The sequence below is a fragment of the Salinivibrio sp. PR919 genome (genome assembly GCF_001995355.1).
GTDB classification, from domain to species: domain Bacteria; phylum Pseudomonadota; class Gammaproteobacteria; order Enterobacterales; family Vibrionaceae; genus Salinivibrio; species Salinivibrio proteolyticus.
Genome location: NZ_MUFL01000026.1, coordinates 19,203 through 42,476 on the forward strand (window position 1 = coordinate 19,203; position 23,274 = coordinate 42,476).

Genomic DNA, 23,274 nt, shown 5'->3' on the forward strand with positions numbered 1-23,274 from the left:
GTATAGGGCGGCATTTTACTTTTAAGAGGACAGCGATGAAGATAGCTTTGGCCATCAAAAGGTGGATAGCGCGTTATGATGCCTGGTGCCAACGCATGGGGCTCACTCCTGAGAACCGACGCAGTTGCGTGCCGGTGAAACGCGAATCACATACTCAGATAAATCGCACTGACAAGCATGATTGATACCCATTGTCATTTTGATTTTTCTCCGTTTAACCAAGCGCCCGCGCAATATTGGCAAGCGGCACGTGAGATGGGCGTCACGCGGATGATAGTGCCCAGCGTGAGTGAACAAAACTGGCAGGCGGTATTAGCGTTGACGGAGCGCTTTGCTGGCATCTATGCCGGGCTTGGGCTGCATCCTTGTTTTGTCGACACGCACACCGACTCGAGTCTTGCCGCATTAGAAGACGCGCTGGTGTCACGGCCGCTATCTTGCGTGGCGGTTGGTGAAGCCGGCTTGGACTATTTTGTCGCGAATACCGCTGAGATGAAGCAGCGCCAGCACGCCTTGCTAGAAGGGCAATTATGGCTGGCTCGCCGTTATGATTTACCCATTATTTTGCACAGTCGCCAATCCCATAACCAATTATTGCGTGTGATTAAAGCGTATCCTGGGGTTCGCGGCGTGCTTCATGCCTTTAGTGGTAGTACGCAGCAAGGCAAACAATTTATCGATGCGGGTTTGATGTTGGGCGTGGGCGGAACCATTACCTATCCGCGTGCCAATAAGACCCGTCAAGCGATTCAACATTTACCCCTCTCACACCTGTTACTGGAAACCGATGCGCCGGATATGCCTTTGGCAGGGTTTCAAGGAAAAGCCAATACCCCAGCACAGGTTTCTCGGGTGGCAGACGTTCTCTGTGAGTTAAAAGACTGTGATAAAGATCGTCTATTGACTGAAACATCAGGCAATGCTGAGCGATTGTTTAGTCTTAAATAAGCCGCTATCATCTAAAGCCAAACGTTTGCACTCGTATAAGCTCACAAAAGTAGATCAAAGTCATACTTATTGATGCATTACAGAATAGTTTTACAGCGAACTGTGACTGGAATATTACTTTAATGTGATTTGCATGCGTATAATCCCCCCCGGAAACCAAATTCCACTTTGTCGAGACGCCAATTTTTATTTTTGAGGATGCCAAAACTATGAGCCTGCTGATGAGCGTGGTAGGGATGATGGTGCTGCTGGGGATTGCAGTCCTTCTCTCCGATAACCGCAAAGCGATTAACCTCCGTACCGTGGGTGGCGCATTCGCTATCCAACTCTTTTTCGGTGCCTTCGTACTGTATGTCGACGTGGGTCGTGACATCTTGTACGGTGCATCACAATACGTTGCCAACGTCATCGCCTATGGTGATGAAGGGATCAGCTTTATCTTCGGTGGGCTGGTTTCTGGCAAAATGTTTGAACTGTTCGGCGGTGGCGGTTTCGTCTTCGCGCTGAAAGTTCTGCCTGTCATCGTCTTCTTCTCATCATTGATCAGCGTACTTTACTACCTAGGTATCATGCAGGTTGTGATCAACGTACTGGGTGGTGGCCTACAAAAAGCACTAGGTACATCACGTGCCGAGTCTATGTCAGCAACCGCTAACATCTTTGTGGGTCAAACTGAAGCGCCATTGGTGATTCGTCCATTCGTACCGCGTATGACTCAATCTGAGCTGTTCGCCGTCATGTGTGGTGGTCTTGCCTCTGTTGCTGGTGGTGTACTGGCCGGTTATGCATCAATGGGCGTGCCACTTGAGTACCTCATCGCGGCATCCTTTATGGCGGCACCGGGTGGTCTTCTGTTTGCGAAAATCATCAAGCCTGAAACGGAAGAGCCTGTCGAGCAAATGGCAGATGCAACTGCTGAAGGTGTTGATAAACCAGCGAACGTGATTGACGCGGCCGCAGCGGGTGCATCATCAGGTATGCAACTGGCGCTAAACGTGGGCGCGATGCTACTGGCATTCATCGGCTTGATTGCACTGATTAACGGCATGCTAGGCGGCATCGGTGGCTGGTTCGGTTATCCAGACATCACGCTTGAGCTAATCCTAGGTTATGTCTTCGCTCCACTTGCCTTCTTGATTGGTGTGCCATGGGAAGAAGCCATCGTTGCCGGCTCTTTCATCGGTCAGAAACTGGTTGTGAACGAATTCGTCGCTTACTTGAACTTCACCCAGTACCTAGGTGAAAACGGTCAGTTAGTCGCGCAAACAGGTGCACTGATGACAGAGAAAACACAAGCGATCATTTCATTCGCATTGTGTGGCTTTGCAAACTTGTCATCGGTAGCCATCCTGCTAGGTGGTCTGGGTGGCCTTGCGCCAAACCGTCGTCCAGACATTGCACGCTTTGGTATGAAAGCCGTTGCGGCAGGTACGCTATCTAACCTGATGTCTGCAACCATTGCTGGTCTGTTCCTAACCTTGACCATGATGGGTTAATTTCCCCCAACCATGTGTCATCAAAAACGCCACGCAGGAGACTGTGTGGCGTTTTTATTTTTGGTGGCCATACTTAGTTAGTGCGATATCTATCAACAAAATAAGGAAACACTATGCAGGAAGTCTTACTGGCACTTGTAGCAGGTTTTTTGGTCGGAGTGTTATTCAGTGCGATTAAACTCCCTATCCCCGCGCCACCGGTGTTATCAGGAATAATGGGGATTGTCGGTGTCTATTTGGGAGGCGTTGGTTACCAGTGGGTGGTGGAGCGTTTCTTTTCTTAACCGGCTAAATATTCTCCATCTTTGCGATTGGTGCTGGTGGGCAACAGTGTGTATTTCAACAGAAACGGTAAAATCTAGTTTTGCTTGGATGGCGTTGGTAAAATAAGTGAACACCGTCATAGTTTGAGGGTGCCACAATCCCTTATTTTCCTCTTATGGTTAGCAACAAGGTGTGGCTAGCCCCAATCTAGAACGTCCAACGGCGGAATACGCAAACACATCACGTTTGCACGCGGCAACAAGGATGGTTGGTTGAAGGCGGCGAGATGTCCAGCCTCAAACTTCAAGGAGCCAAGTCCGCTGAACGGCAACCTGCTAATAGGTTGTTTACACAGTGGCCAACCCATAACTGTTTGGCAAAAGAATGAGGACTGGAGATACCCATGAACGAATTACAAACCGCAGCCCTACGCGCACTGAAATTAATGGATCTGACCACACTGAATGATGATGACACGGATGAAAAAGTGATCGCTTTGTGTCAGAACGCGAAATCACCAGTCGGTAACACGGCTGCGATCTGCATCTATCCCCGTTTCATTCCGGTGGCAAAAAAAGCGCTGCGTGAGCAAGGCACCCCTGAGGTGCGCATCGCCACCGTTACTAACTTCCCTCACGGCAATGATGATATCGATATTGCCGTGGCTGAAACCAAGGCGGCCGTTGCCTATGGCGCCGATGAAGTTGACGTTGTTTTCCCCTATCGTGCATTGATGGCGGGTAACGAAGAGATCGGTTTTGAACTGGTCAAACAATGCAAAGCTGCCTGTGGCGATCAAGCGCTGCTAAAAGTCATCATCGAAAGCGGTGAACTGAAAACAGACGCACTTATCAAGCGTGCGTCTGAAATCTCAATTGATGCGGGCGCTGACTTTATCAAAACCTCGACCGGTAAAGTGGCGGTGAATGCTACGCCAGAAGCGGCAGAAATTATGCTGAACGTGATTAAAGACAAAGGTGTCGCGGATAAAGTGGGCTTTAAGCCAGCCGGTGGTGTACGCACTGCTGAGGATGCGCAGCAATACCTCGCGATGGCGGATCGTATCTTGGGCGAGAGCTGGGCAGACAGTCGCCACTATCGCTTTGGCGCCTCAAGCTTGTTAGCGAACTTATTACATACGCTGGGTGAAGGTGAAAAAGCGGCACAAGGCGGCTACTAATCCTTAGTGATGTTCGCAGGGCAAGTGACTGCTTGCCCTGTCTTGCCGGTAAGGAGGATGGATGATCTTACCTCAGGAAATTATTCGTAAGAAACGTGACAACATCGCGTTAAGCAAAGAAGAAATCTATACCTTTATTCAAGGGGTGGCCGACGAGTCGGTCTCAGAGGGGCAAATTGCCGCCTTTGCGATGGCGATTTACTTCAACGACATGACCATGGATGAGCGTGTTGCTCTGACATGTGCAATGCGTGACTCGGGAATGACCATCGATTGGTCACATATGAATTTTGATGGTCCCGTGGTGGATAAACATTCGACCGGTGGTGTCGGTGATGTGACCTCATTAATGCTTGGCCCTATGGTAGCAGCATGTGGCGGTTATGTGCCCATGATTTCCGGCCGAGGTTTAGGACACACGGGGGGAACGCTAGATAAACTGGAATCGATTCCCGGCTATAACATCATGCCGAGCAACCAAGTGTTTGGTGATGTCACACGTGATGCTGGCGTTGCGATTATCGGTCAAACCGGGTCTTTGGCGCCTGCGGACAAACGCGTTTATGCGACCCGCGATGTCACTGCAACCGTGGACAACATTTCTCTGATCACCGCTTCTATCTTGTCGAAAAAACTGGCGGCAGGGTTAGATGCATTGGTGATGGATGTCAAAGTGGGGTCGGGGGCATTTATGCCCACGTATGAAGATTCCGAGGCGCTTGCCAAATCGATTGTGGCGGTTGCCAATGGTGCAGGTACGAAAACGAGCGCTTTGTTAACCGACATGAACCAAGTGTTGGCATCCTCTGCCGGCAATGCGCTAGAAGTCAAAGAAGCGGTTGATTTTCTGACCGGTCGATACCGCAATCCACGCTTGTACAATGTCACTATGGCACTGTGTGCGGATATGCTGGTGATTAGCGGGCTTGCAGACGATGTGAACAGCGCAAAACAGAAACTGGATGAAGCACTAGACAGTGGCCGTGCGGCTGAGTGCTTTGCCAAAATGGTGGCTGGACTGGGCGGTCCGCGTGACTTTGTTGAGTCGCCGGAGCGCTATCTTTCTACCGCCGCTATCATTAAACCAGTCTACGCGACGGATTCAGGTATAGTCAGTGCCATGGATACCCGAGCATTGGGCATGGCTATGGTAGAAATAGGTGGCGGCCGTCGGGTTGCTAGCGATAAAATTGATTATGCCGTTGGGCTGAACGAAATGATTCGTCTGGGGCAACACGTGGACGGGCAAACACCGCTCGCCATGCTCCATGCTCAAACTGAAGAGCAATGGCAACAAGCGGCGAATGCGGTGCGAGCCGCAGTAAAAGTGGCTGATACGGCGCCCAGTGCGACGCCAGACGTTTACCGTCGCATCAGCCTAGAAGACGTCTAACGGAGGCGATCATGAAACGCGCAATAGTATTAGTTTTAGATTCATTTGGTATTGGTGCCACTGAAGACGCAGTTAAATTCGGTGACCAAGGTGCTAATACCTTGGGCCACATTGCTCAAGCGTGTGCCAAAGGCGAAGCGGATAATGCCGACCGCAGCGGCCCGCTTTCATTGCCAAACCTGACCAAATTAGGTCTAGGTAAGGCATGTGAAGAATCATCGGGTTACTTCCCTGAAGGGCTAGATGCCAACGCAGAGATCATCGGTGCTTATGCGCACGCGAAAGAGTTGTCATCTGGCAAAGACACCCCGTCTGGTCACTGGGAAATTGCCGGTGTACCCGTACTATTTGATTGGGGTTACTTCACTGACCAGACCAATAGTTTCCCGCAAGCGCTGCTGGATCGTATTGTCGAGCGTGCCAAGCTGCCGGGCTATTTGGGTAACTGTCATGCGTCAGGCACTCAAGTGCTGGACGATTTGGGCGAAGAGCACATGAAAACCGGTAAGCCGATTTTCTATACCTCTGCAGATTCTGTGTTCCAAATCGCATGTCACGAGGAAACCTATGGCCTCGATAATCTGTACGAGCTGTGCCAAATCGTGCGTGAAGAGCTGGAAGACTACAACATTGGTCGTGTGATTGCGCGTCCATTTGTGGGCCCAGGCAAAGGCCAATTTGAGCGTACGGGTAACCGTCGTGATTTGTCAGTTGAGCCACCATCGGCCACGGTATTGCAAAAAATCGTGGACGAGAAAGGCGGTGACGTGATTTCGATTGGTAAGATTGCTGACATCTACGCCCATTGCGGGATCACCAAAAAGATCAAAGCGACAGGCCTTGAAGCGCTGTTTGACGCGACCAAAGACGCGATCAAAGATGCGGGTGATAACAGCTTAGTCTTTACCAACTTTGTTGATTTTGACTCTGCATATGGTCATCGCCGTAATGTGGCTGGTTACGCTGCGGCCTTGGAATACTYCGATGCGCGTTTGCCAGAAATCATGGCCATGCTGGAAGAAGATGATGTCTTGATCCTCACTGCCGACCACGGCTGTGATCCGACTTGGCCGGGCACTGACCATACCCGTGAGCACATTCCTGCTCTGGTTTATGGCAGCAAGGTACCTGCGGGGTCATTAGGTCGCCGAGAAACCTTTGCCGATATTGGCCAATCGCTGGCGACTTACTTTGGCACGTCGCCGATGGACTATGGACAATCCTTCCTGTAAGGATGACGGGGATTAACCCATGAAAGAGATGGCTTAGGCCATCTCTTTTTTTATGGGTGAGGTTTGAGGCGCGTACGTCGCTGAGTTGGATTACCAAGGAAGTAATGGAGTTTGGCCGTCGCGACGCTTGAGCATGCCAACCAGCAATGCCCCCAACAGAATCGCGAGCACTAACAGCGTACGAAACTGATTCATGTTTTCTTGCAATTGGTGATGGGCTTTTTCTGTGACCGCCTGATGTTCTAGCGTGAGACGGAGAAAGCCTGCTACATCGCCCTCTCGGCTAATGGGGGCCATGAGTTGCTGACGGCCGCGGCTTTCTAACCCAAGCGGTGTGGTTAATCCAACCGCCGTTTCGAGTGGCAGGGCATTAGCCGAGTGCACCACGGCCTGACCGTTTAGGCGGTAGAAACTCGCATCGCGGATCAGAGGCTCTTTGACCAAGGCGTCGGCCATAGTTTGTAATGGCTGATAGTTCTTATCCACCAAGGCGTCGTAGGCTTGTGCGCCAATCTGACGGGTCATCAGTTGTGCCAGTTCATCCGTTTGTTGGTAGAGCGCTTGATATTGGCGCTGGCTTAATGTCGTGCTGTAAAGCATCAACGCCGCAATTGCAGCGATCGCACTGAACAAGATCCCCCATTTCACCACGCGTCGCAGTGCTTGTCGCGAAACCGTAAACATAGCCACCTCAAAAGCTAAACCGCCAGAATAAATTGCACTGGAGCTCAGTGCTGGTTTTATGGTATCACAGCCTCAATACGATTCATTCACTATTCAATCGACGGCTTTGGCCGCAAGGACGCCTACAACCATGGACGCGACGCCCTTTAAAATTTACCGCACCCCAACGCTTTATCAACGTTTCCCATCGTTGTCGACCTACAGTCGCTATACCCGACGTCAAGGTGGATGGGTGCTCTTTGGTGAGCTGTTAGACCCGCGCCAGCTTGATGATATTGGTTTTTTTACCGGCGAAGCGGTGACACCGATTGATGGCTGGCGAGTGGGGCCCTATGAAGTCTTATTAATGGCAGGGCCATTAACCGATGCGCATCAAACCATTGTCCATTTGCTTGGCCTAGATTGTGCGGACGTGCACGGTCTGCCAGATCTCAGTCAGCCGGGTCTTGCGGTGTTTGATATGGATTCAACCGCGATTCAAATCGAATGTATTGATGAAATAGCTGCGTTAGCGGGGGTCGGGGATGCGGTCTCCGCGGTGACAGAACGTGCCATGCTGGGTGAACTAGACTTTGAAGCTAGTTTACGCGAGCGTGTTGCCGCGTTGAAAGGCGCGGACAGCCAAATCCTAGCGTCAGTGAAATCCACGTTGCCTTTGATGCCGGATATGGCGCGTTTAGTCGCCAGTTTGCGTGCGCATGGCTGGAAGGTGGCAATTGCCTCTGGTGGCTTTACCTATTTCTCTGATCACCTTAAAGACACGCTGTCACTGGATTATGCCGAGTCCAACCAACTCTCGATAGCGCACGGAAAGCTGACGGGAGAAGTGGAAGGGCAGGTGGTCGATGCCCAGCGAAAGGCAGACGTGCTGACGATGCTGGCACAACAATATGATATTGCAGCAGAAAATACCCTTGCGGTCGGGGATGGTGCCAACGACTTACCCATGATGAACGCCGCCGGGCTTGGCGTCGCCTACCATGCTAAGCCGATGGTCAACGCCCAAGCGCAAGCGGCGGTGAAACATACTTGGTTAGGCGGTGTGCTTTGTATCCTATCGGCAAGCTTGCGCGAGGGACGTATCAGTTGGCAGACCCGCTAACAGCCAAGGCGCATCAGCACCTCATCGGTGACATCGACCAGCTCGCCATACGCGCACAGTGCGGCAAACTCATCCTCGAGCTGGCGCGCTTTGTGGGTATCGCGTTTTAACAATGCCGCGAGTTTTTCGGGATTGATTTCTTGTTCCGCATGAGCAAGCGGCGCCATTCGGTTGCGCAGCACGGCAAATAGTCCTCCGCGCTGAGCTAGCTCAATAAACTTGCGGCGGGCATCGTCGGACTCAAACTCGCTATCCGCGAAGGTATGCACTCTGCGTACGACTTCATCTTGCATGTCCATCCAGACATAGTATTCGCGGATCAGTTCTTTTTGCGGTTGAGAGGGACGAGAAACCTCATGCGTGCGCGTATGAATTTTGTCGCCAAACAAGGGGTAGAAGGAAATCTGCCGCCCTCCACCGGCGCGCTCCAGTAATCGGTGCAACCGGCTCGGTGGTAGGTTAATGCCGACCGCGGATACCGAGAGTACGCCATTGTCTCGGCGTATAAAGTAAGGCTGCACGGTGAGCCGGGTCAGCAATAGTTGGTGCATAGCTCGCACCAGTGGCGGATCGGGTAAGATCTCATCCAACACGGTGAGTTTTTCTTGGTTGTGCTCAATCAAACGGCGTAAGTATTGGCGTCGGCGAGTATTCGGGGCTTCGTTGACCAGCTTTAGCTGGATATTATTGCGTTTAGGGCTGACTCGGATAACCTGATAAGGCATATCTACCAAAGGCGCGCGGCGGTCGATCTTCACAAAGGCATCGAGAGAGACAGAGATCAGATCGTCTTTTGCCCCTTGAAAGGGCTGCTTGAGTGCAACATTCAGTCCGCCCGAGGAAAAATCCAACAGCGCGCCTTCCATAACCCCCTGTTCAGCATGCACCAAAGAGACCTTAGAGCGGTATTGATAACGTGGCTCACGCCGCTGCGGCTGCATATCGGAGGAAATTAAGCTGGCTTGGCTCACAGGATTACGCTCATGTAAAAAGCGGCGCAGTGCTTGGCTTGAGCGTTCGGGTTTGGGGTGACTTAAATAGGCCTGCTGCGCATCATGATGTGTCACATCCTGTACCAGTGCTACGTGCGTCAACGTCTTCAATTTGTTGAGCCAGTCTGGCGATACATCCTGCAGTCGTTCGATATCGGCAGCCGTGATGGCCGACATGGTCACTTTAAATGCCCGCCAAGATGCCCGCTTGGCCCCTAATTTCCAAAACAGCTGGCGTTCTTCCACACTCATCTCACTGGGGGAGGCTGAGTAGAAAAAGCGACGTTTATTTTTTTCAACATAAAAACAGTAAAGCAGCAGTTGGCTATTGGCCGCCCCTTCGACTTGTAATAATGAAAGGCGTTGTGGGTCGAAAAGGTGATTGATCACAGGCTGGTTGCGTTCATCATGCCAGTAATCCCAAAGGCTGTGGTTTTGCCGCGTTTTAAGCACGTACGCCATTTTATCTTGCGCAAAATAGAGCGGCAGTACGCTGGTGTGATGCAAAAAAGACTGCTCATAGCTTTGCAGCTTGAGGGTCAGCAGTTTATCTTCCCCATCTTGTTTACCGCGAAAGTCTGGCGATGCCATCTCTGACTCCAACGCCCGTTTGATGGCGTCACTGCTGGTATCAAGACGCAGGCGTAACCAAGCATTGCTCGTACTATCATTGTTTTGGTCCACACCAATAATGCGGTAGCTCAAGCCATCTTCAAGATCAGGGTCGAGATACTTCTTTGCTAACGCCGCAAACCGGACAGTGACTTCTGAGCTTGGCGGGTAGTCAAAGGCGGCGGGGACGCGCACGCGGCAGCCTGAGTTTGATAAGTCGCTGGTGGTCCCGTGAACTTCCTGGCCCGACTGCAAGGTGATCAAGACTTGCGTAGCATAGTGAATGCGACTTTCGCTGCGTGATAGATAGCTGCCAAAGGTCAGCTTCTCGGGTAATAACGCCGTTTGGGCACTATCGGTGACTGGGCCTTGCCCTTTTTGCTGGTTCTGCTTGGCTTTCTCGTGTTGGACGCGAAAGTTATTTGGGGTGTTGTGTAGATCTTCCCATAACCCTTGGGTCAGTTGTCCATTATAAAGTGGCAAGCGCTCGTAGTAATAGTTAATGGCGACGTCGTCCAACCAATGCTTCTTGCCATGCAAGTCATATTCGTGACATTCGCCATCGACTTTTCCACGCAAATCAATGGTGCGATTGCACGGCGCCATCAGCCGCCTGATCTCCATTTTGATCAGCAGCTTGGCAGAGTTCGGCTCGTTAGCCGTTAGCTTGTCGAGCAGCACCTCAAATTTTGGGGTTTGGGAAAGAGGAAGCAGTTGCTCAATCAGTCCCTGGTAATCATCCTGCTTCATGGCAAAGTCTGTTAAAGTATTGGCCTGCTTTTGTAGCGGCACGCTATCAAAAAAGTTTGGGAATAATTAATAAGATAGCAATCATTTTGTGAATTAGCTGACATCATACGTATTGGAGTGCGAATGGCAAAAACAAAACGGGCCTACGTGTGCAATGACTGTGGCGCTGATTTTCCCCGCTGGCAAGGGCAATGCTCAGCGTGCGGTGCGTGGAATACCATCACAGAAGTACGCCTTGCCGCGTCCCCTCAAGTCGCGCGCAACGAAAAATATGCCGGCTACGCGGGGAGTGCTGAAGGTAAAGTACAGACGTTGCAAGAGATTGACTTGCAAGAAGTGCCACGCCTGAGCAGTGGTTTTAAAGAGCTAGACCGTGTCCTAGGTGGTGGGATTGTGCCTGGCGCGGCCATTTTGATTGGGGGCAACCCGGGCGCCGGTAAAAGTACTTTGCTATTACAAACCATGGTGGGTTTGGCGCAGCACTTACCGACGTTATACATCACCGGTGAAGAGTCACTCCAACAGGTTGCGATGCGTGCTGACCGACTTGGGCTTCCCAAAGATAAACTCAAGCTATTGTCCGAAACCAGTGTAGAAACCATTTGTCAGGTTGCTAAGAAAGAGCAACCTAAAATCATGGTCATCGACTCCATTCAAGTGATGCATGTTGGTGATGTGCAATCGGCACCGGGTAGCGTTTCTCAAGTGAGAGAGTCAGCCGCCGCTTTAACGCGCTACGCGAAACAGCACAATGTGGCGATATTTATGGTCGGCCATGTGACCAAAGACGGCACCTTGGCCGGCCCGAAAGTGCTCGAGCACTGCATTGACTGTTCGATTCTACTCGATGGTTCAAGTGATAGTAGGTTTAGAACCTTACGCAGCCACAAAAACCGCTTTGGGGCGGTGAATGAATTAGGTGTGTTTGCGATGACCGGGCAAGGGCTGAAAGAAGTCAGCAACCCTTCGGCGATTTTTCTTTCGCGTGGCGAGGAGCAGACGTCGGGAAGCTCGGTAATGGTGGTATGGGAAGGGACACGGCCTTTGTTGGTAGAGCTACAAGCGCTGGTCGACTATTCGCAGTTAGCCAATCCTCGTCGTGTCGCGGTGGGTTTAGAACAAAACCGACTGGCGTTATTGTTGGCGGTGTTGCACAAACATGGCGGGCTGCAAATGTCGGATCAAGACGTGTTCGTCAATGTGGTGGGTGGCGTCAAAGTGACCGAAACCAGTGCCGATCTCGCTTTGTTGTTGGCGCTGATCTCAAGCTTTCGCGATCGGCCTTTACCCCGTGATTTGGTGGTCTTTGGCGAAGTGGGCTTGGCCGGTGAAATTCGACCTGTGCCGAGTGGTCAAGAGCGCTTGATGGAAGCGGCGAAACACGGCTTTAAAAAAGCGGTCGTCCCGAAAGCGAATATGCCAAAGCAGCCGCTTGAGGGCATGCAAGTCTTTGGGGTAAGCAAGCTGTCTGATGCGTTGGATGTGTTGGAAGACCTCTAACCGCAGTGATAAACAACAAAGCTCACGTGTCTTGCTGCCCGGGAGCCGAACTCTGTGAGCTTTGTTGAGTGACTACATCGATACGTTGGTAGGCGTCACGTCTAAATCCGCCTCGCGCTGTTGCGCGGTACTTAGCGGTGGCTCGGGGTCGGGCATATTGGCGACCTGAACCTGAGTTTCTACCAAGTTTTCTACTACCGAAACTAAATGGCCCCAACCCACACGTTTTTCTTTTTCCAGCAAGGTATCAAAGTTCTCAGCGCTCCATTTAATAAAGCGGCGCGGGTCCAGCGCGCGTCCCAAAAAACGGACTTCATAGTGCAGGTGAGGACCTGTCGATAAGCCAGTGTTGCCGGACCAAGCAATCAGATCGCCTTTTTTCACGAACTGACCACTGCGCACATTGAATTTATCAAGGTGTGCGTACAAGGTCATAAAGCCGAAAGCATGGTCGATTTTGACAAAGTTGCCATAGCCTTTTTTGCGACTCGGGCGTACGTATTCCACTACGCCATCTGCAGGTGCATAAACGGGCGTGCCTTTGTCTGCGGTCAAATCTAATCCCATATGAAATTTGGCTTTGCCGGTGACTGGATGTGTGCGTGATCCAAATCCGGATGAGCGCCGATAGCTTTCAATCGGTTTACCGTTGGGAATGAGCTGCAACATGGTGTATCGCACTGCAGAGTTAATGGCCGCGACGTCTAAACGGTGAGTGAGTGAGGCGTCTTTGGCGACCGAGTTTAACCCCAGCATATCCTCGACGGTCACCACGCGTTGCGTGAGCGCAGTGAGTTCAACGTCTTTATTTTCAATGGTCGCGGTTAACTCATCCCGTTTTTGTTGCAGTACCGCTAATTCCGCATTCAGCGCCGCCCGTTCATCCCGCAAACGTTCCACGGCGGCTTCGGCCTCTGTTGAGCGTGCAGAGAGAAAGTACAAGCTGGCAAAGGTGACGGTGAGCAGTGCGAGCAACACAAGCGCAAGCGTCTGCACCACCTTTTTACGAGTGGGGCAGAGGGTAAAGTGCTTCACGCCATTAGGGTGCGTGACGGCGATATGAATGTGATCTGTCATGACTGGCTACTGCTGGCCTGCATTTAATACCGTCCATGACCGCGCGGGCACTAAGCTTGTGGCTCCGCCATATGGTCAGTCAGTTGTGCGAGCTCGCGATGGAGAAGTTCATCGTTGCCGACGTTAAGTTCAACGAGCCTTTTTAAATGACTGGCACTATCAATGTCAATGTGATCGATATAAAGATGTAAGTAATTCGCGCAGTTGTTCACGAGAATGCACTCCATGTCTAATTCTATTTCTGAATCATGGAGAAAAAAGACCAAGTCGAACTCTTTACGCTCAGGGTCAGATTCCCAATTGTTGGGCAAGCTAAGTAGCACGCCTTTTAGGGATAAATCGAGTACGTGTGCGTGCCATTCACGACCATCCTGTTTGAGTATCGCGGGGGCACGATACATCACGCGGGAATATTTTCTACGCTCTGACATGACAGCATCTCCTCTAGATGTCTGTTTTCAGTGTAGGCAATGGGGTGCAGTTGGCACGGGAATTAGACGTTTTGTCTCACTTTTGCAACGTTTGGTTACCTTTATTGCGCTATGTACCGGAGACAATACGGTTTAGGAAGCATAAAAAGCCCCGCTGGGGCTGAGATGGTAGATAGCCACCTCAGCCCGCCTAGCAGGGCTGTCGTGCGGCAATTACTTGGCGACGCGCTTATACTTGATGCGGTGCGGCTCAGCGGCTTGCGCCCCTAAGGTTTTCTTCAACCAATCGGTGTATTCAGCAAAGTTACCTTCGAAGAAGTTCACTTGGCCTTCGTCACGATAGTCAAGAATATGGGTTGCAATACGGTCTAAGAACCAGCGATCGTGCGAGATCACCATGGCACAGCCTGGGAATTCAAGCAGGGCTTCTTCGAGTGCACGCAAGGTTTCTACGTCAAGGTCGTTAGTCGGTTCGTCGAGAAGGAGCACGTTGCCGCCTGCTTTAAGCAGTTTGGCAAGGTGGACACGGTTACGCTCACCACCGGAAAGCTCACCGATGCGTTTTTGCTGATCGCTCCCTTTAAAGTTGAAACGTGACACATAGGCGCGCGCTGGCAACTCAAAGTTGTTAATGCGAATAATGTCCGCCCCTTCTGAGATCTCGTCGTAGACAGTGTTATTGTCATCCATGCTGTCACGGAACTGATCCACCGATGCCAATTGGACGGTGTCACCCACTTCCACGGTGCCTGAGTCTGGTTGCTCAGTGCCACTTAGCATCTTAAACAGCGTCGATTTACCTGCACCGTTTGGACCGATAATACCGACGATGGCCCCTTTAGGCACACTGAACGACAGATCGTCAATCAAGACACGATCCCCAAAGGATTTGGTGAGGTTGTTCACCTCAATAACCTTGTCGCCTAAGCGTGGACCCGGCGGGATAAACAGCTCATTGGTCTCGTTACGGCGTTGATAATCTGACGTATTAAGCTCTTCGAAACGCGCCATACGCGCTTTAGATTTGGCCTGACGTCCTTTTGGATTCTGACGCACCCACTCGAGCTCTTTCTCGATGGTTTTTTGACGTGCTTTTTCTTGTGACGCTTCTTGCTTCAAGCGAACGTCTTTCTGTTCCAGCCAAGAGGTATAGTTACCTTCCCAAGGAATACCTTCACCACGGTCAAGCTCCAGAATCCAGCCAGCAGCGTTATCCAAGAAGTAGCGGTCGTGGGTAATCGCCACTACAGTACCGGTGTAATCGACCAAGAAGCGCTCAAGCCATGCAACAGATTCGGCATCCAAGTGGTTGGTTGGCTCATCAAGAAGCAGCATATCTGGTTTCTCAAGGAGCAAGCGACAAATGGCGACACGACGGCGCTCACCACCCGAAAGGTGCTTAATTTGTGCATCCCACTCAGGCAGACGCAAGGCATCAGCGGCGCGCTCAAGGGCGTTGTCGAGGTTGTGACCGTCTTTTGCTTGGATCAAGGCTTCCAGTTCGCCTTGCTCTTGCGCCAAGGCGTCAAAATCTGCATCTGGATCAGCGTAAGCCGCGTAAACTGCATCGAGTCGGTTCAATGCGTCTTTAACATCGGCAACCGCTTCTTCGACGGTTTCACGAACCGTTTTGTCTTCGTCCAATACCGGCTCTTGGGGCAGATAACCCACTTTTAAGCCCGGTTGCGCACGGGCTTCACCCTCAATGTCGGTATCGATACCGGCCATGATGCGCAATAGGGTCGATTTACCCGCACCGTTTAGACCCAACACACCGATCTTGGCGCCGGGGAAGAAACATAGAGAAATATCTTTCAGAATTTGGCGCTTAGGTGGCACGATCTTGCTCACCCGCGACATGGTATATACGTACTCAGCCATTTCTGCTCGCGTTAATAGTTGTGGAGTGAAAGACGCTATTCTAACGTTAACTTTGCCAAGTTTAACAGTGATCGTCATATTCAGGCGTTAACATCGAGGGAATTTGCCTTCCAGGCTGTTGTCTACTCGATGTTAGGAACACAGGAGCAACCGTTGACATGGAATTACTCACTGCCTTCTCCCGGTCATATGGCGCAGCGTATCGTCTCGCTGTCGTCTGTGTCCGTGCCTTCTCACGCCCTTTAGTGTCAGGCGTATTAGTGACATCCAGCTTTGCCGCGCCGGCGGTGTTGGCCTCATCCACCCCAGACGGCACCGAGTTGACCCCGCAACAGCGCCAATATGAGGCCGCAATCGACGCCATCGAGCGTGGTGATCTCAAGCGCTTTCGTACCTTAAAGGGCCAGCTTCGCGATTACCCGCTTTATCCCTATTTGGACTATCGTGACTTTACTCGCAATTTGTCATTAAAGTCGCACAAGTCGGTCACTAACTTTATCAACCGCTACAGTTCGTTGCCTTTTGTAAACAGTTTGCGGGCCGACTATTTGACCTTGCTTGCCGATCGAGGGGAATGGAAAACCTTGGTGTCTTTCCAGACCGATGTCCCGCGTGGTGAGCGTTATCAGTGCCAGTACTATTACGCCCACAGTCAGGCTGGTAACCGCGCATTAGCACGCAGTGGGGCGAAATCGCTTTATCTCTCGGGTCAGTCGGTAGACAGCGCTTGCGATCCCTTATTCGGTTTTTTATCTGAGCAAAAACTCTTAACCGGAGAGCTGGTATTACAGCGGATGCTACTAACCTTTGAAGCACGTAACCGTAGCCTGATGCGGTATTTAAATCGCCAATTACCGGCGTCTTATCAGCCACAAGGCGCGCAGGTACTGGCGCTTTATGATGAGCCTGAGAACGTCGCTGATTTTTCCAAGCGCAGTCAGGTGACGCCTTTTAACCAAAAGCTAACCCGACTGGCATTTGAACGCTTGTCGCGTAAAGACGAAGCGCAAGCCATTCGTCAGTTTCGTCGTACGGTTGAAGGGCAACATTATGATAAGCGTGAACGCCAAGAAATTGCCGATTACCTGATCAGCCAATTGATGAATGATGACGATCCTGCTCTTGCGGGGTGGCGCGATCGCATGCTGCGCAATACCCACAACGATGGCTTGATTGAGCGACGCTTTCGATTGGCGTTATTGGACAATGATTGGCACGCGCTCAATGCGTGGCTGTCGCTACTCAGTGATAACGAGAAGCAATCGCTGAAGTGGCGCTATTGGGATGCGCGCATTCAGCTCGAGTTAGGGGATAGTGAGCAAGCCAATCGCGCCTTCGCCAATATGGTGGGAGAGCGCAACTTCTACAGTGTCGCTGCGGCGCAGCATTTGGATCAAGCCATTCATATCCCTTCCCGATCAGCTGTCCTCAAAGAAGAGGGGCTGATGCCAGTGAAAGATGTGTTAGCGCGAGTGGATGAGCTGATTGCGCTGAACAAAATCTATGCCGCGAAACGTGAATGGTATTACGTCCTCAACCGCGCCAGCGATGCGCAAATTGCGTTATTGGCGGCATACGCCAGTAAAAAGCACTGGTATCACTTGGCGGTGCAGGCAACGATCGCCGGAAAAATGTGGGATCACTTATCGTTGCGTTTCCCGCTTGCCCATCAGTGGTGGTTTGAGTTTTTCAGCCGTGAGCGAGGGGTGGATAAAACCACGTTAATGGCGTTGTCTCGGCAAGAGAGTGCCTTCTTTACTCACGCGGTGTCTCATGTTGGCGCGCGGGGCTTAATGCAGCTCATGCCGCGGACGGCGCGAGAAACATCGCGGGAGCTTGGTTATGACTACGAAGGGCCGGCGAGTTTAAGCGATCCTGGGGTGAACATTCGTCTTGGCAGTGGCTATCTAAAAATGATGCTAGATCGCTTTGAGAGCAATCGCATCTTAGCCTTTGCTGCCTATAATGCGGGGCCGCATCGGGTATCGCGCTGGTTGGAACGATCGCAAGGCCATATGGACGCGATTGCTTTTATCGAGTCGATCCCGTTTTATGAAACCCGTCATTATGTACAAAATGTGCTGATGTTTGAAATCTATTACCGTCAGCTATTGGGGGAGCCGGTTCAATTTTTACGGGCCAACGAGTTAGCGAAACGTTATTAATGGTACACTTGCCGCACTGACGTTAACCGTGAGAGGAAACCATGTCGCAATCACCTGCATTTTCAGGGTGGCAAGATGTTATCGCTTTAGTGCGTCGTGCCGGACAAGATGGCCATGATGATGCGTTGCTGACGGCGCTACTGACGCCAGATGAGCGTGATACCTTGGTCGCGAGGATCAATATTTTACACGAGCTATTGGAAGGTAAAATGAGCCAGCGCCAACTGAGTCAGTTGCTGGGGGTTGGCATCGCTACCGTGACGCGCGGCTCCAATGAGCTCAAACGCCTTGATGATGACAGTAAAGCGTGGCTGGCGCGTTTACTCAAAAGCGAAGCAGAGCAGAAAGCGCATACCGACTAGCGGAACGCCACTATTTTATTGATAACGGAGCCTTCGGGCTCCGTTTTTTCTTGGTTTATCAGCGGTATAGGTGAGGGTGCAGAAAAGGAATCAAGGCTAAGATAAGTGCCTGATGGTAAACGCTTGAGCGCGTTAAGCGATGCCCGGTGAGCATACCAATCGCACCGCCTTTTTGCTTCACGTTCTGCTCGCTGAACATACGATCCATCACATCACCCAGCTCCTCGCCATGGTGTAATGCGCGCAGTGCCTCTGGCGGCAGCGGTAGAGAGGCTGAGCGCGCTTCACCGCGTGTCGTCCCATCGTCGATTACCATCCATGCAAAGGTATGCTGGTGGTCTAATCCGGCCTCTACCCCGACGTAAAAATCCCCTTCGTATTTTGCTTTGGCATGCTGAACACGGTTGCAGGCACCGGCATAGGTTTCTTTCTCTGTCATGGGTTGGTCTGGCACGTCGCTGGGGACCGCGACACCGGTAAACGTAAAGGGGTGTTCAGGAAAAACATCACGAAAGGCAGCTTCAACGGCGGCGATTTTAGCGGGGTTTTTGGATGTGACGATGACTTGGCTCATGCGCCTGCGTCTCCTTGTTATTTTGATAGGCGCGCTGAAGTATACGCCAACGCAAAGGCAAACGCAGCATCCCCAAAATATGACTGGCGTCAGTGGCTTGGCTGACTTCGGCTAAGCCGATACGCATCCCTTTATGGCCTTTACGCGGTTGTGGCACATAGGTGCCAAACCAGCGGTCCCAGCAAGACAGATTGAAACCATAGTTGGCATTGCACTCATGAAAACGGGTCGAGTGGTGCACCCGGTGCATGTCGGGGGTAACGATAACGCGGCGTAACCACTCATCTATCTGTYTGGGCACGGCGACATTGCTGTGATTAAACATGGCCATGCCGCTTAGCAAGGTCTCAAAAAGGATCACCCCCATCACAGGCGCACCGAGCATCATGACAACTAAACATTTAATCAGCATGGAAAGCCAAATTTCTACGGTATGGAAACGTGCTCCTGTGGTGACATCAATGTCCATGTCCGCGTGGTGGACAAGATGTAAACGCCATAGCCAAGGCCATTGATGGAATAGCTTGTGTTGATACCAAATGGCCAAATCCATCAGCACCAGTGTCACTATTACCGCGAATGCCTCGGGCAGASCGAGGACATTGAACACGCCCACATGATGGGTTTGAGCCCAAGCCGCAGTACCGACCGCTGTTAGCGGGGCAAACAAGCGTAGCGTTAGGGTGTTAAACACCGTCAAACTAATATTGCCACGCCAGCGTTCTCGCCGTGTTCTGGTAAGGGGGCGTTTTGGCCTGCGCCACTCAGCGAGTAGCATCACCGCCAGCACGGCGACAAACACACTCAGCCGGAAGATGGCCTCGTTTGTTTCAATCCAACTCATAAAAGCTCCTTAGGGTTGATTTATGATACGTGATAACGGCAGCACTCGCCCATCGAACGGAGTTGGATGAAGTCGCATTTGAGATCTAGGCTGTCAAAATGACAATGCAGTGAAAGGAGAGGCCGATGACCCAAGTTTGCATGATGTGTACTTGGCGCGCCGTTCACTAGGGGTAGAGACCGCATTGCCAATACAATAGTGGCTAAGTGATTGGCAGCTTATGGGGGATCCGCGCATACCTGATTGCGACCACGCCGTTTGGCGGCATACATTGCCCGATTCTGTCGAGCCCGATCCACAAGCTTGTGTGGCGTTAACGGGCAATGAGCCTGTTGATATTGGCCGCACCAGTGCAGAGCGCTGTTTGCCGGGTGATGACCCATTTACAGCGCAGCAGTGGCACCTACTCAACAGTGGTCAAAAAGCCTTTGCCCGCGAAGGTGGGCAAGCGGGGAACGACCTAAACCTTTGGTGGGCTCACCGACAGGCTATTCTGGGCCAAAACGTCAATGTCGCTGTTGTGGATGATGGGTTGGAGGTTGGTCACCCAGATTTGGCGGCCAATGTCCGAGCAGGTAAATCTTACGATTTTGTCAATCGTGACAATGATCCGACGCCAGAAGGCTGGAGTAATCGTAATACCGCACATGGTACCTCAGTCGCAGGCATCATCGCCGCAGTGCGAGATAACGGCCTTGGTGGTATGGGGGTCGCACCGCTTGCCAACCTGCAAGGTTATAACTACCTCGAATATCAAAGCCAGAATGCATGGGAGATCAGCCATGGCCGTGAAGGCTATTCGGATGATGTCCGTATATTCAACCAAAGCTATGGTGGTTCCGGGGTGCGCAGCTATCCCTACAGCGATGACCCAATGAGCTATGATGGTCGCCAGAATGCCCAATACAAAAAAATGAGCACGGAAGCCTTTGGCGGACTGGGGGCGGTATTCATCAAATCAGCGGGAAATGGTTATAAGCGTACCTCATTTAATCGTGAGCGCTTCGGTCCTGTCGACGGGAACCACGGGTTGCCTTGGCAGAACAGCAACCAATCGTCTGATAATGCGAATTATTGGAACGTCACGGTCAGCGCGCTCAATGCAGACGGCGAACGTTCTTCCTACTCGTCGGTCGGGAGCAATGTGTTCCTGACTGCACCGGGTGGGGAGTATGGCACCAATAAACCCGCTCATATCACCACGGACCTCACCGGTTGTACGATGGGATATAACCGTGATGATAGTATTCCTTACGATTCGCACGACCTGCACGGTGGCACGGAGATAGACAACACCTGTGATTTCAACAGCGTGATGAACGGGACGTCTTCCGCCGCGCCAAATACCTCAGGGGCATTTGCGTTGATGATGTCAGCCTACCCGAACCTATCGCAGCGCGATATTCGTCATCTATTAGCGACGACCGCGACACGGGTTGATGCAGACGATGCTGATGTTCTTTTAACCTATCAAACAGCACGTGGTGGTGAGCGCACGGTGACTGGCCTAGAAGGCTGGAAACAAAATGCTGCGGGGCGTTGGTATAGCCCAACCTACGGGTTTGGTTTGATTGATGTCAATGCGGCACTCGATGCGGCGAAGACATATCAGCCACTTCCTGCACAAGTGTTCACGGATTGGGCGTGGTCTTATCACAACCAAGAGGGTGAAACTGGGCTTGCGATAGCCGATGCTGGGGCGGTGGCGACATCAGACAGTGTGCAAGTGGCCGACAACCTCACTATTGAGGCGGTACAAGTGCGTACCTCAATTGAGCACAGCCGTATGTCTGATTTGCTCATTGAGTTAGAGTCGCCCTCAGGGACTCGCAGCGTATTGATGTCACCACGTAACAGTATGCTTTCAAACACCCTGGATCCTACCTATCCAGAAGGTTTTACCGACCATTTAATGCTATCGCACAAATTTAATGGTGAAGCATCGCAAGGTCAGTGGACGCTCTATGTCACGGATACTGACGGTGATACACGCCAGTACACCTTAGGTGGCGAGGTTAAATCCATGCCCAACAACCGCGATGATGGCAAACTGACCCAATGGTCACTGCGTGTTATCGGTCACCGTGGTTAATAGGAGACGAAGTATGAAAAAGATGATCTCAGCACTCGCTATCATGGGCTTTAGCTTGAGTGTTAGCGCAGGTAGCGTGCAATTGAACGGTCAAGACTACGTGGTGGTGGATACGGCCAACAGCGCTCGCAGCATGAGCGGTGAACAAATGGGCGTGATGGTTGGCGATAAGGTCGCTGTATCCGCGCAAAGCACGCCTTTGACTGTTACTGGCTCTATTTTGGTCAAAGCAACCGAAGCGCACGCGAGTGAGCTGGCTCAAAAATACGGTTTAAGTTTGGTGAGTTACCTAGAGGGCGTTGCCCTACTTGAAGCCACACCGGGCACCAATGTGGCAGAACTCGAAAAAGCCTTGAACCAAGAGCTAGATACCCCCGTCAACTTAGAGCTCAACCCACAAAACCAACGCCCCCAATAATGGCTTTGTGGTGATCCCTAGCCCGCCGTCATGGCGGGCTTTTTTTATCTTGCGCTTTCTTGGTATTTGCAGTGAAAAGTGTGGCCTCATTCGCCAACCAACCATTTTGTTACTAGTTATTCCAGATTGTTCATAACTTTTACATGAGCTGAATTCCGCTACTTGCTATGATTTGTCGCCAATTCGCTACAAAAATGCAGATAAATCATCATTATGCAGCTATGACGCTGTGATTAGGGAAAAGACAATGTGGAAAACCCTTAGACATTCTTTGCCATTGCAAATTGCGGTGGCGGCCGCACTGGCTTGGCTGGTGGGCACGGTATTCGGCCCCATTGAAAACGCAGAACAGACCACTTGGTATCCATTGCTTATGCTTGCCAAGGTCAGTTATATCGGTCTACTCAAAGCCGTGGTCGGCGTGATGGTATTGCTCTCGTTACTGGAGGGGATCAGTAATATTGGCAATGTGGTTCGCCTTAAGCGCTTAGGTGGTGCAACACTTTTGTTTTACGGCTTTACCACCACCATCGCGATCACCATTGGTCTTGGCGCAGCGCTGATGATGCCCGAATGGCAACCGCTCACCAATGCACCGCCTGTGGATGAGAGCATTAGCTTTATCAACCAAGATGCAGCGGGAGCCGGAGCCATTGCCACCAAACTTATTAATATGGCGTTGGTGAATCCGTTTGCCGCGGTGACTCAGGGTAACCTGTTGGCGATTGTGGTGTTCACCATCTTGTTCGGCATTTCGCTGATTGTCGCGCTGCCAGAGTCGCACCCATTATTCGAGACCATTCGCGGGCTGAATAAAGGCATTAACACCATGRTGGCAGGCATTATCAAGCTGGCGCCGTTTGCTGTGTTTGCGATTGTTTTCCAATTCTCCCATAAAGGGGATAACGATCTATTCGGCCAGCTATTTAGCTTCGCCGCCTTGGTATTTGGACTCACGATGGTTCATGCACTGATCGTGTTGCCGCTTATTGCACGCGTTGCTGGTGGTATTGGCTTTGTGAGTCTGTTTCGCGCCATTTCTGCACCACTGGCGATGGCGTTTGCCACTTCATCCAGTGCTGCGACACTGCCCGTTTCGATGCAGGCTGCCAAAGAAGAGCTCAAGGTCACTCCGTCGACCGCGAGCATGGTCTTGCCGTTGGGCGCGGTGATGAACATGGATGGCACCGCGTTGTTTGAAGGCATTGCTGCGGTGTTCCTCGCACAATTGTTCGGGATTGACCTGTCGACGACCGGCATTGTGATGATCTTTATTA

21 protein-coding genes are annotated in these 23,274 nt (G+C 51.6%); 14 read left to right on the forward strand and 7 right to left on the reverse strand.

What is annotated here, in order from left to right; translation table 11 throughout:
- Positions 1–41 precede the first annotated feature (41 nt).
- From BZG83_RS17000 to BZG83_RS07065, 7 genes are all read left to right on the forward strand, one after another.
- The gene (locus BZG83_RS17000; protein ID WP_232112125.1) at positions 42–185 is read left to right on the forward strand and encodes a DUF5363 domain-containing protein; all 144 of its coding nucleotides are present in this window, start codon (positions 42–44) and stop codon (positions 183–185) included.
- The gene (locus BZG83_RS07040) at positions 178–948 is read left to right on the forward strand and encodes a TatD family hydrolase (RefSeq protein ID WP_077479900.1); all 771 of its coding nucleotides are present in this window, start codon (positions 178–180) and stop codon (positions 946–948) included. Before BZG83_RS17000 ends, BZG83_RS07040 begins: the two co-directional genes overlap by 8 nt.
- 209 nt (positions 949–1,157) lie before the next feature.
- Positions 1,158–2,444 (forward strand): NupC/NupG family nucleoside CNT transporter, encoded by a 1,287-nt coding sequence (locus tag BZG83_RS07045; protein ID WP_077479901.1) that lies wholly within the window; start codon positions 1,158–1,160, stop codon positions 2,442–2,444.
- A 113-nt stretch (positions 2,445–2,557) separates the two neighbouring features.
- A complete protein-coding gene (locus BZG83_RS07050) occupies positions 2,558–2,728 on the forward strand; it encodes a XapX domain-containing protein (RefSeq protein WP_069589159.1) in 171 nt (56 codons plus the stop codon).
- 383 nt (positions 2,729–3,111) lie between these two features.
- Positions 3,112–3,888: a deoxyribose-phosphate aldolase gene (deoC, locus tag BZG83_RS07055; RefSeq protein WP_069589160.1), complete on the forward strand. Its 777-nt coding sequence runs from the start codon at positions 3,112–3,114 to the stop codon at positions 3,886–3,888.
- Positions 3,889–3,949: 61 nt separating this feature from the next.
- Positions 3,950–5,281, forward strand: a complete 1,332-nt coding sequence (gene deoA / locus BZG83_RS07060) for a thymidine phosphorylase (RefSeq protein ID WP_077479902.1) — start codon at positions 3,950–3,952, stop codon at positions 5,279–5,281.
- Between the two features lie 11 nt (positions 5,282–5,292).
- The gene (locus BZG83_RS07065; RefSeq protein WP_077479903.1) at positions 5,293–6,513 is read left to right on the forward strand and encodes a phosphopentomutase; all 1,221 of its coding nucleotides are present in this window, start codon (positions 5,293–5,295) and stop codon (positions 6,511–6,513) included.
- A gap of 90 nt (positions 6,514–6,603) precedes the next feature.
- Here BZG83_RS07065 and BZG83_RS07070 read toward each other — a convergent pair whose 3' ends face one another.
- Positions 6,604–7,197 carry an AhpA/YtjB family protein gene (locus BZG83_RS07070; protein ID WP_077479904.1) on the reverse strand — a complete coding sequence of 198 codons (594 nt, stop codon included), beginning with the start codon at positions 7,195–7,197 and terminating at the stop codon, positions 6,604–6,606.
- Positions 7,198–7,327: 130 nt separating this feature from the next.
- On the opposite strand from BZG83_RS07070, the gene serB reads away from it, so the two are divergent.
- On the forward strand, positions 7,328–8,299 hold the full coding sequence (gene serB, locus BZG83_RS07075) for a phosphoserine phosphatase (RefSeq protein ID WP_077479905.1): 972 nt from the start codon (positions 7,328–7,330) through the stop codon (positions 8,297–8,299).
- On the opposite strand, the gene BZG83_RS07080 is transcribed toward serB, so the two are convergent.
- The gene (locus tag BZG83_RS07080; protein ID WP_077479906.1) at positions 8,296–10,653 is read right to left on the reverse strand and encodes a PilZ domain-containing protein; all 2,358 of its coding nucleotides are present in this window, start codon (positions 10,651–10,653) and stop codon (positions 8,296–8,298) included. The genes serB and BZG83_RS07080 overlap by 4 nt on opposite strands.
- Positions 10,654–10,776: 123 nt before the next feature.
- Here BZG83_RS07080 and radA point away from each other — a divergent pair, with 123 nt between their 5' ends.
- Positions 10,777–12,153 (forward strand): DNA repair protein RadA, encoded by a 1,377-nt coding sequence (radA, locus tag BZG83_RS07085; protein ID WP_069589170.1) that lies wholly within the window; start codon positions 10,777–10,779, stop codon positions 12,151–12,153.
- Positions 12,154–12,225: 72 nt separating this feature from the next.
- Here the strand turns inward: radA and BZG83_RS07090 are convergent, their stop codons facing one another.
- From BZG83_RS07090 to ettA, 3 genes are all read right to left on the reverse strand, one after another.
- Entirely contained in the window at positions 12,226–13,230 is a 1,005-nt protein-coding gene (locus tag BZG83_RS07090) for a peptidoglycan DD-metalloendopeptidase family protein (RefSeq protein ID WP_069589171.1), read from the reverse strand.
- A gap of 50 nt (positions 13,231–13,280) precedes the next feature.
- Positions 13,281–13,661: a PilZ domain-containing protein gene (locus BZG83_RS07095; RefSeq protein WP_069589174.1), complete on the reverse strand. Its 381-nt coding sequence runs from the start codon at positions 13,659–13,661 to the stop codon at positions 13,281–13,283.
- A 213-nt stretch (positions 13,662–13,874) separates the two neighbouring features.
- Complete coding sequence (gene ettA, locus BZG83_RS07100) at positions 13,875–15,542, reverse strand: energy-dependent translational throttle protein EttA (RefSeq protein ID WP_077456225.1); 1,668 nt, start codon at positions 15,540–15,542, stop codon at positions 13,875–13,877.
- A 158-nt stretch (positions 15,543–15,700) separates the two neighbouring features.
- On the opposite strand from ettA, the gene sltY reads away from it, so the two are divergent.
- Both sltY and trpR read left to right on the forward strand, forming a co-directional pair.
- Positions 15,701–17,707 (forward strand): murein transglycosylase, encoded by a 2,007-nt coding sequence (sltY, locus tag BZG83_RS07105; RefSeq protein ID WP_077479907.1) that lies wholly within the window; start codon positions 15,701–15,703, stop codon positions 17,705–17,707.
- Between the two features lie 41 nt (positions 17,708–17,748).
- Positions 17,749–18,069 carry a trp operon repressor gene (gene trpR / locus BZG83_RS07110; protein WP_069589177.1) on the forward strand — a complete coding sequence of 107 codons (321 nt, stop codon included), beginning with the start codon at positions 17,749–17,751 and terminating at the stop codon, positions 18,067–18,069.
- A gap of 58 nt (positions 18,070–18,127) precedes the next feature.
- On the opposite strand, the gene yjjX is transcribed toward trpR, so the two are convergent.
- Both yjjX and BZG83_RS07120 read right to left on the reverse strand, forming a co-directional pair.
- The gene (yjjX, locus tag BZG83_RS07115) at positions 18,128–18,643 is read right to left on the reverse strand and encodes an inosine/xanthosine triphosphatase (protein ID WP_077479908.1); all 516 of its coding nucleotides are present in this window, start codon (positions 18,641–18,643) and stop codon (positions 18,128–18,130) included.
- Positions 18,606–19,487 carry a sterol desaturase family protein gene (locus BZG83_RS07120; protein ID WP_077479909.1) on the reverse strand — a complete coding sequence of 294 codons (882 nt, stop codon included), beginning with the start codon at positions 19,485–19,487 and terminating at the stop codon, positions 18,606–18,608. Before BZG83_RS07120 ends, yjjX begins: the two co-directional genes overlap by 38 nt.
- Positions 19,488–19,758: 271 nt before the next feature.
- Between BZG83_RS07120 and BZG83_RS07125 the strand changes: the two genes are divergently transcribed.
- The 3 genes from BZG83_RS07125 to BZG83_RS07135 form a co-directional block, all read left to right on the forward strand.
- Entirely contained in the window at positions 19,759–21,579 is a 1,821-nt protein-coding gene (locus BZG83_RS07125; RefSeq protein ID WP_198536705.1) for a S8 family serine peptidase, read from the forward strand.
- Positions 21,580–21,592: 13 nt separating this feature from the next.
- Positions 21,593–21,997, forward strand: coding sequence for a hypothetical protein (locus tag BZG83_RS07130; protein ID WP_069589189.1), 405 nt, complete (start codon positions 21,593–21,595; stop codon positions 21,995–21,997).
- A 247-nt stretch (positions 21,998–22,244) separates the two neighbouring features.
- The coding region (locus tag BZG83_RS07135; protein ID WP_077479911.1) for a dicarboxylate/amino acid:cation symporter at positions 22,245–23,274 on the forward strand (1,030 nt) is incomplete at its 3' end.

Bases quoted from the DNA above. Each gene is read 5' to 3' on its own strand.
- yjjX (WP_077479908.1), bottom strand. From the start codon at position 18,643: ATGAGCCAAGTCATCGTCACATCCAAAAACCCCGCTAAAATCGCCGCC.
- BZG83_RS07130 (WP_069589189.1), top strand. From the start codon at position 21,593: ATGAAAAAGATGATCTCAGCACTCGCTATCATGGGCTTTAGCTTGAGT.
- BZG83_RS07045 (WP_077479901.1), top strand. From the start codon at position 1,158: ATGAGCCTGCTGATGAGCGTGGTAGGGATGATGGTGCTGCTGGGGATT.
- BZG83_RS07095 (WP_069589174.1), bottom strand. From the start codon at position 13,661: ATGTCAGAGCGTAGAAAATATTCCCGCGTGATGTATCGTGCCCCCGCG.
- deoC (WP_069589160.1), top strand. From the start codon at position 3,112: ATGAACGAATTACAAACCGCAGCCCTACGCGCACTGAAATTAATGGAT.
- serB (WP_077479905.1), top strand. From the start codon at position 7,328: ATGGACGCGACGCCCTTTAAAATTTACCGCACCCCAACGCTTTATCAA.
- deoA (WP_077479902.1), top strand. From the start codon at position 3,950: ATGATCTTACCTCAGGAAATTATTCGTAAGAAACGTGACAACATCGCG.
- BZG83_RS07070 (WP_077479904.1), bottom strand. From the start codon at position 7,197: ATGTTTACGGTTTCGCGACAAGCACTGCGACGCGTGGTGAAATGGGGG.
- BZG83_RS07080 (WP_077479906.1), bottom strand. From the start codon at position 10,653: ATGAAGCAGGATGATTACCAGGGACTGATTGAGCAACTGCTTCCTCTT.
- ettA (WP_077456225.1), bottom strand. From the start codon at position 15,542: ATGGCTGAGTACGTATATACCATGTCGCGGGTGAGCAAGATCGTGCCA.
- BZG83_RS07050 (WP_069589159.1), top strand. From the start codon at position 2,558: ATGCAGGAAGTCTTACTGGCACTTGTAGCAGGTTTTTTGGTCGGAGTG.
- BZG83_RS07040 (WP_077479900.1), top strand. From the start codon at position 178: ATGATTGATACCCATTGTCATTTTGATTTTTCTCCGTTTAACCAAGCG.
- sltY (WP_077479907.1), top strand. From the start codon at position 15,701: ATGGAATTACTCACTGCCTTCTCCCGGTCATATGGCGCAGCGTATCGT.
- BZG83_RS07090 (WP_069589171.1), bottom strand. From the start codon at position 13,230: ATGACAGATCACATTCATATCGCCGTCACGCACCCTAATGGCGTGAAG.
- radA (WP_069589170.1), top strand. From the start codon at position 10,777: ATGGCAAAAACAAAACGGGCCTACGTGTGCAATGACTGTGGCGCTGAT.
- trpR (WP_069589177.1), top strand. From the start codon at position 17,749: ATGTCGCAATCACCTGCATTTTCAGGGTGGCAAGATGTTATCGCTTTA.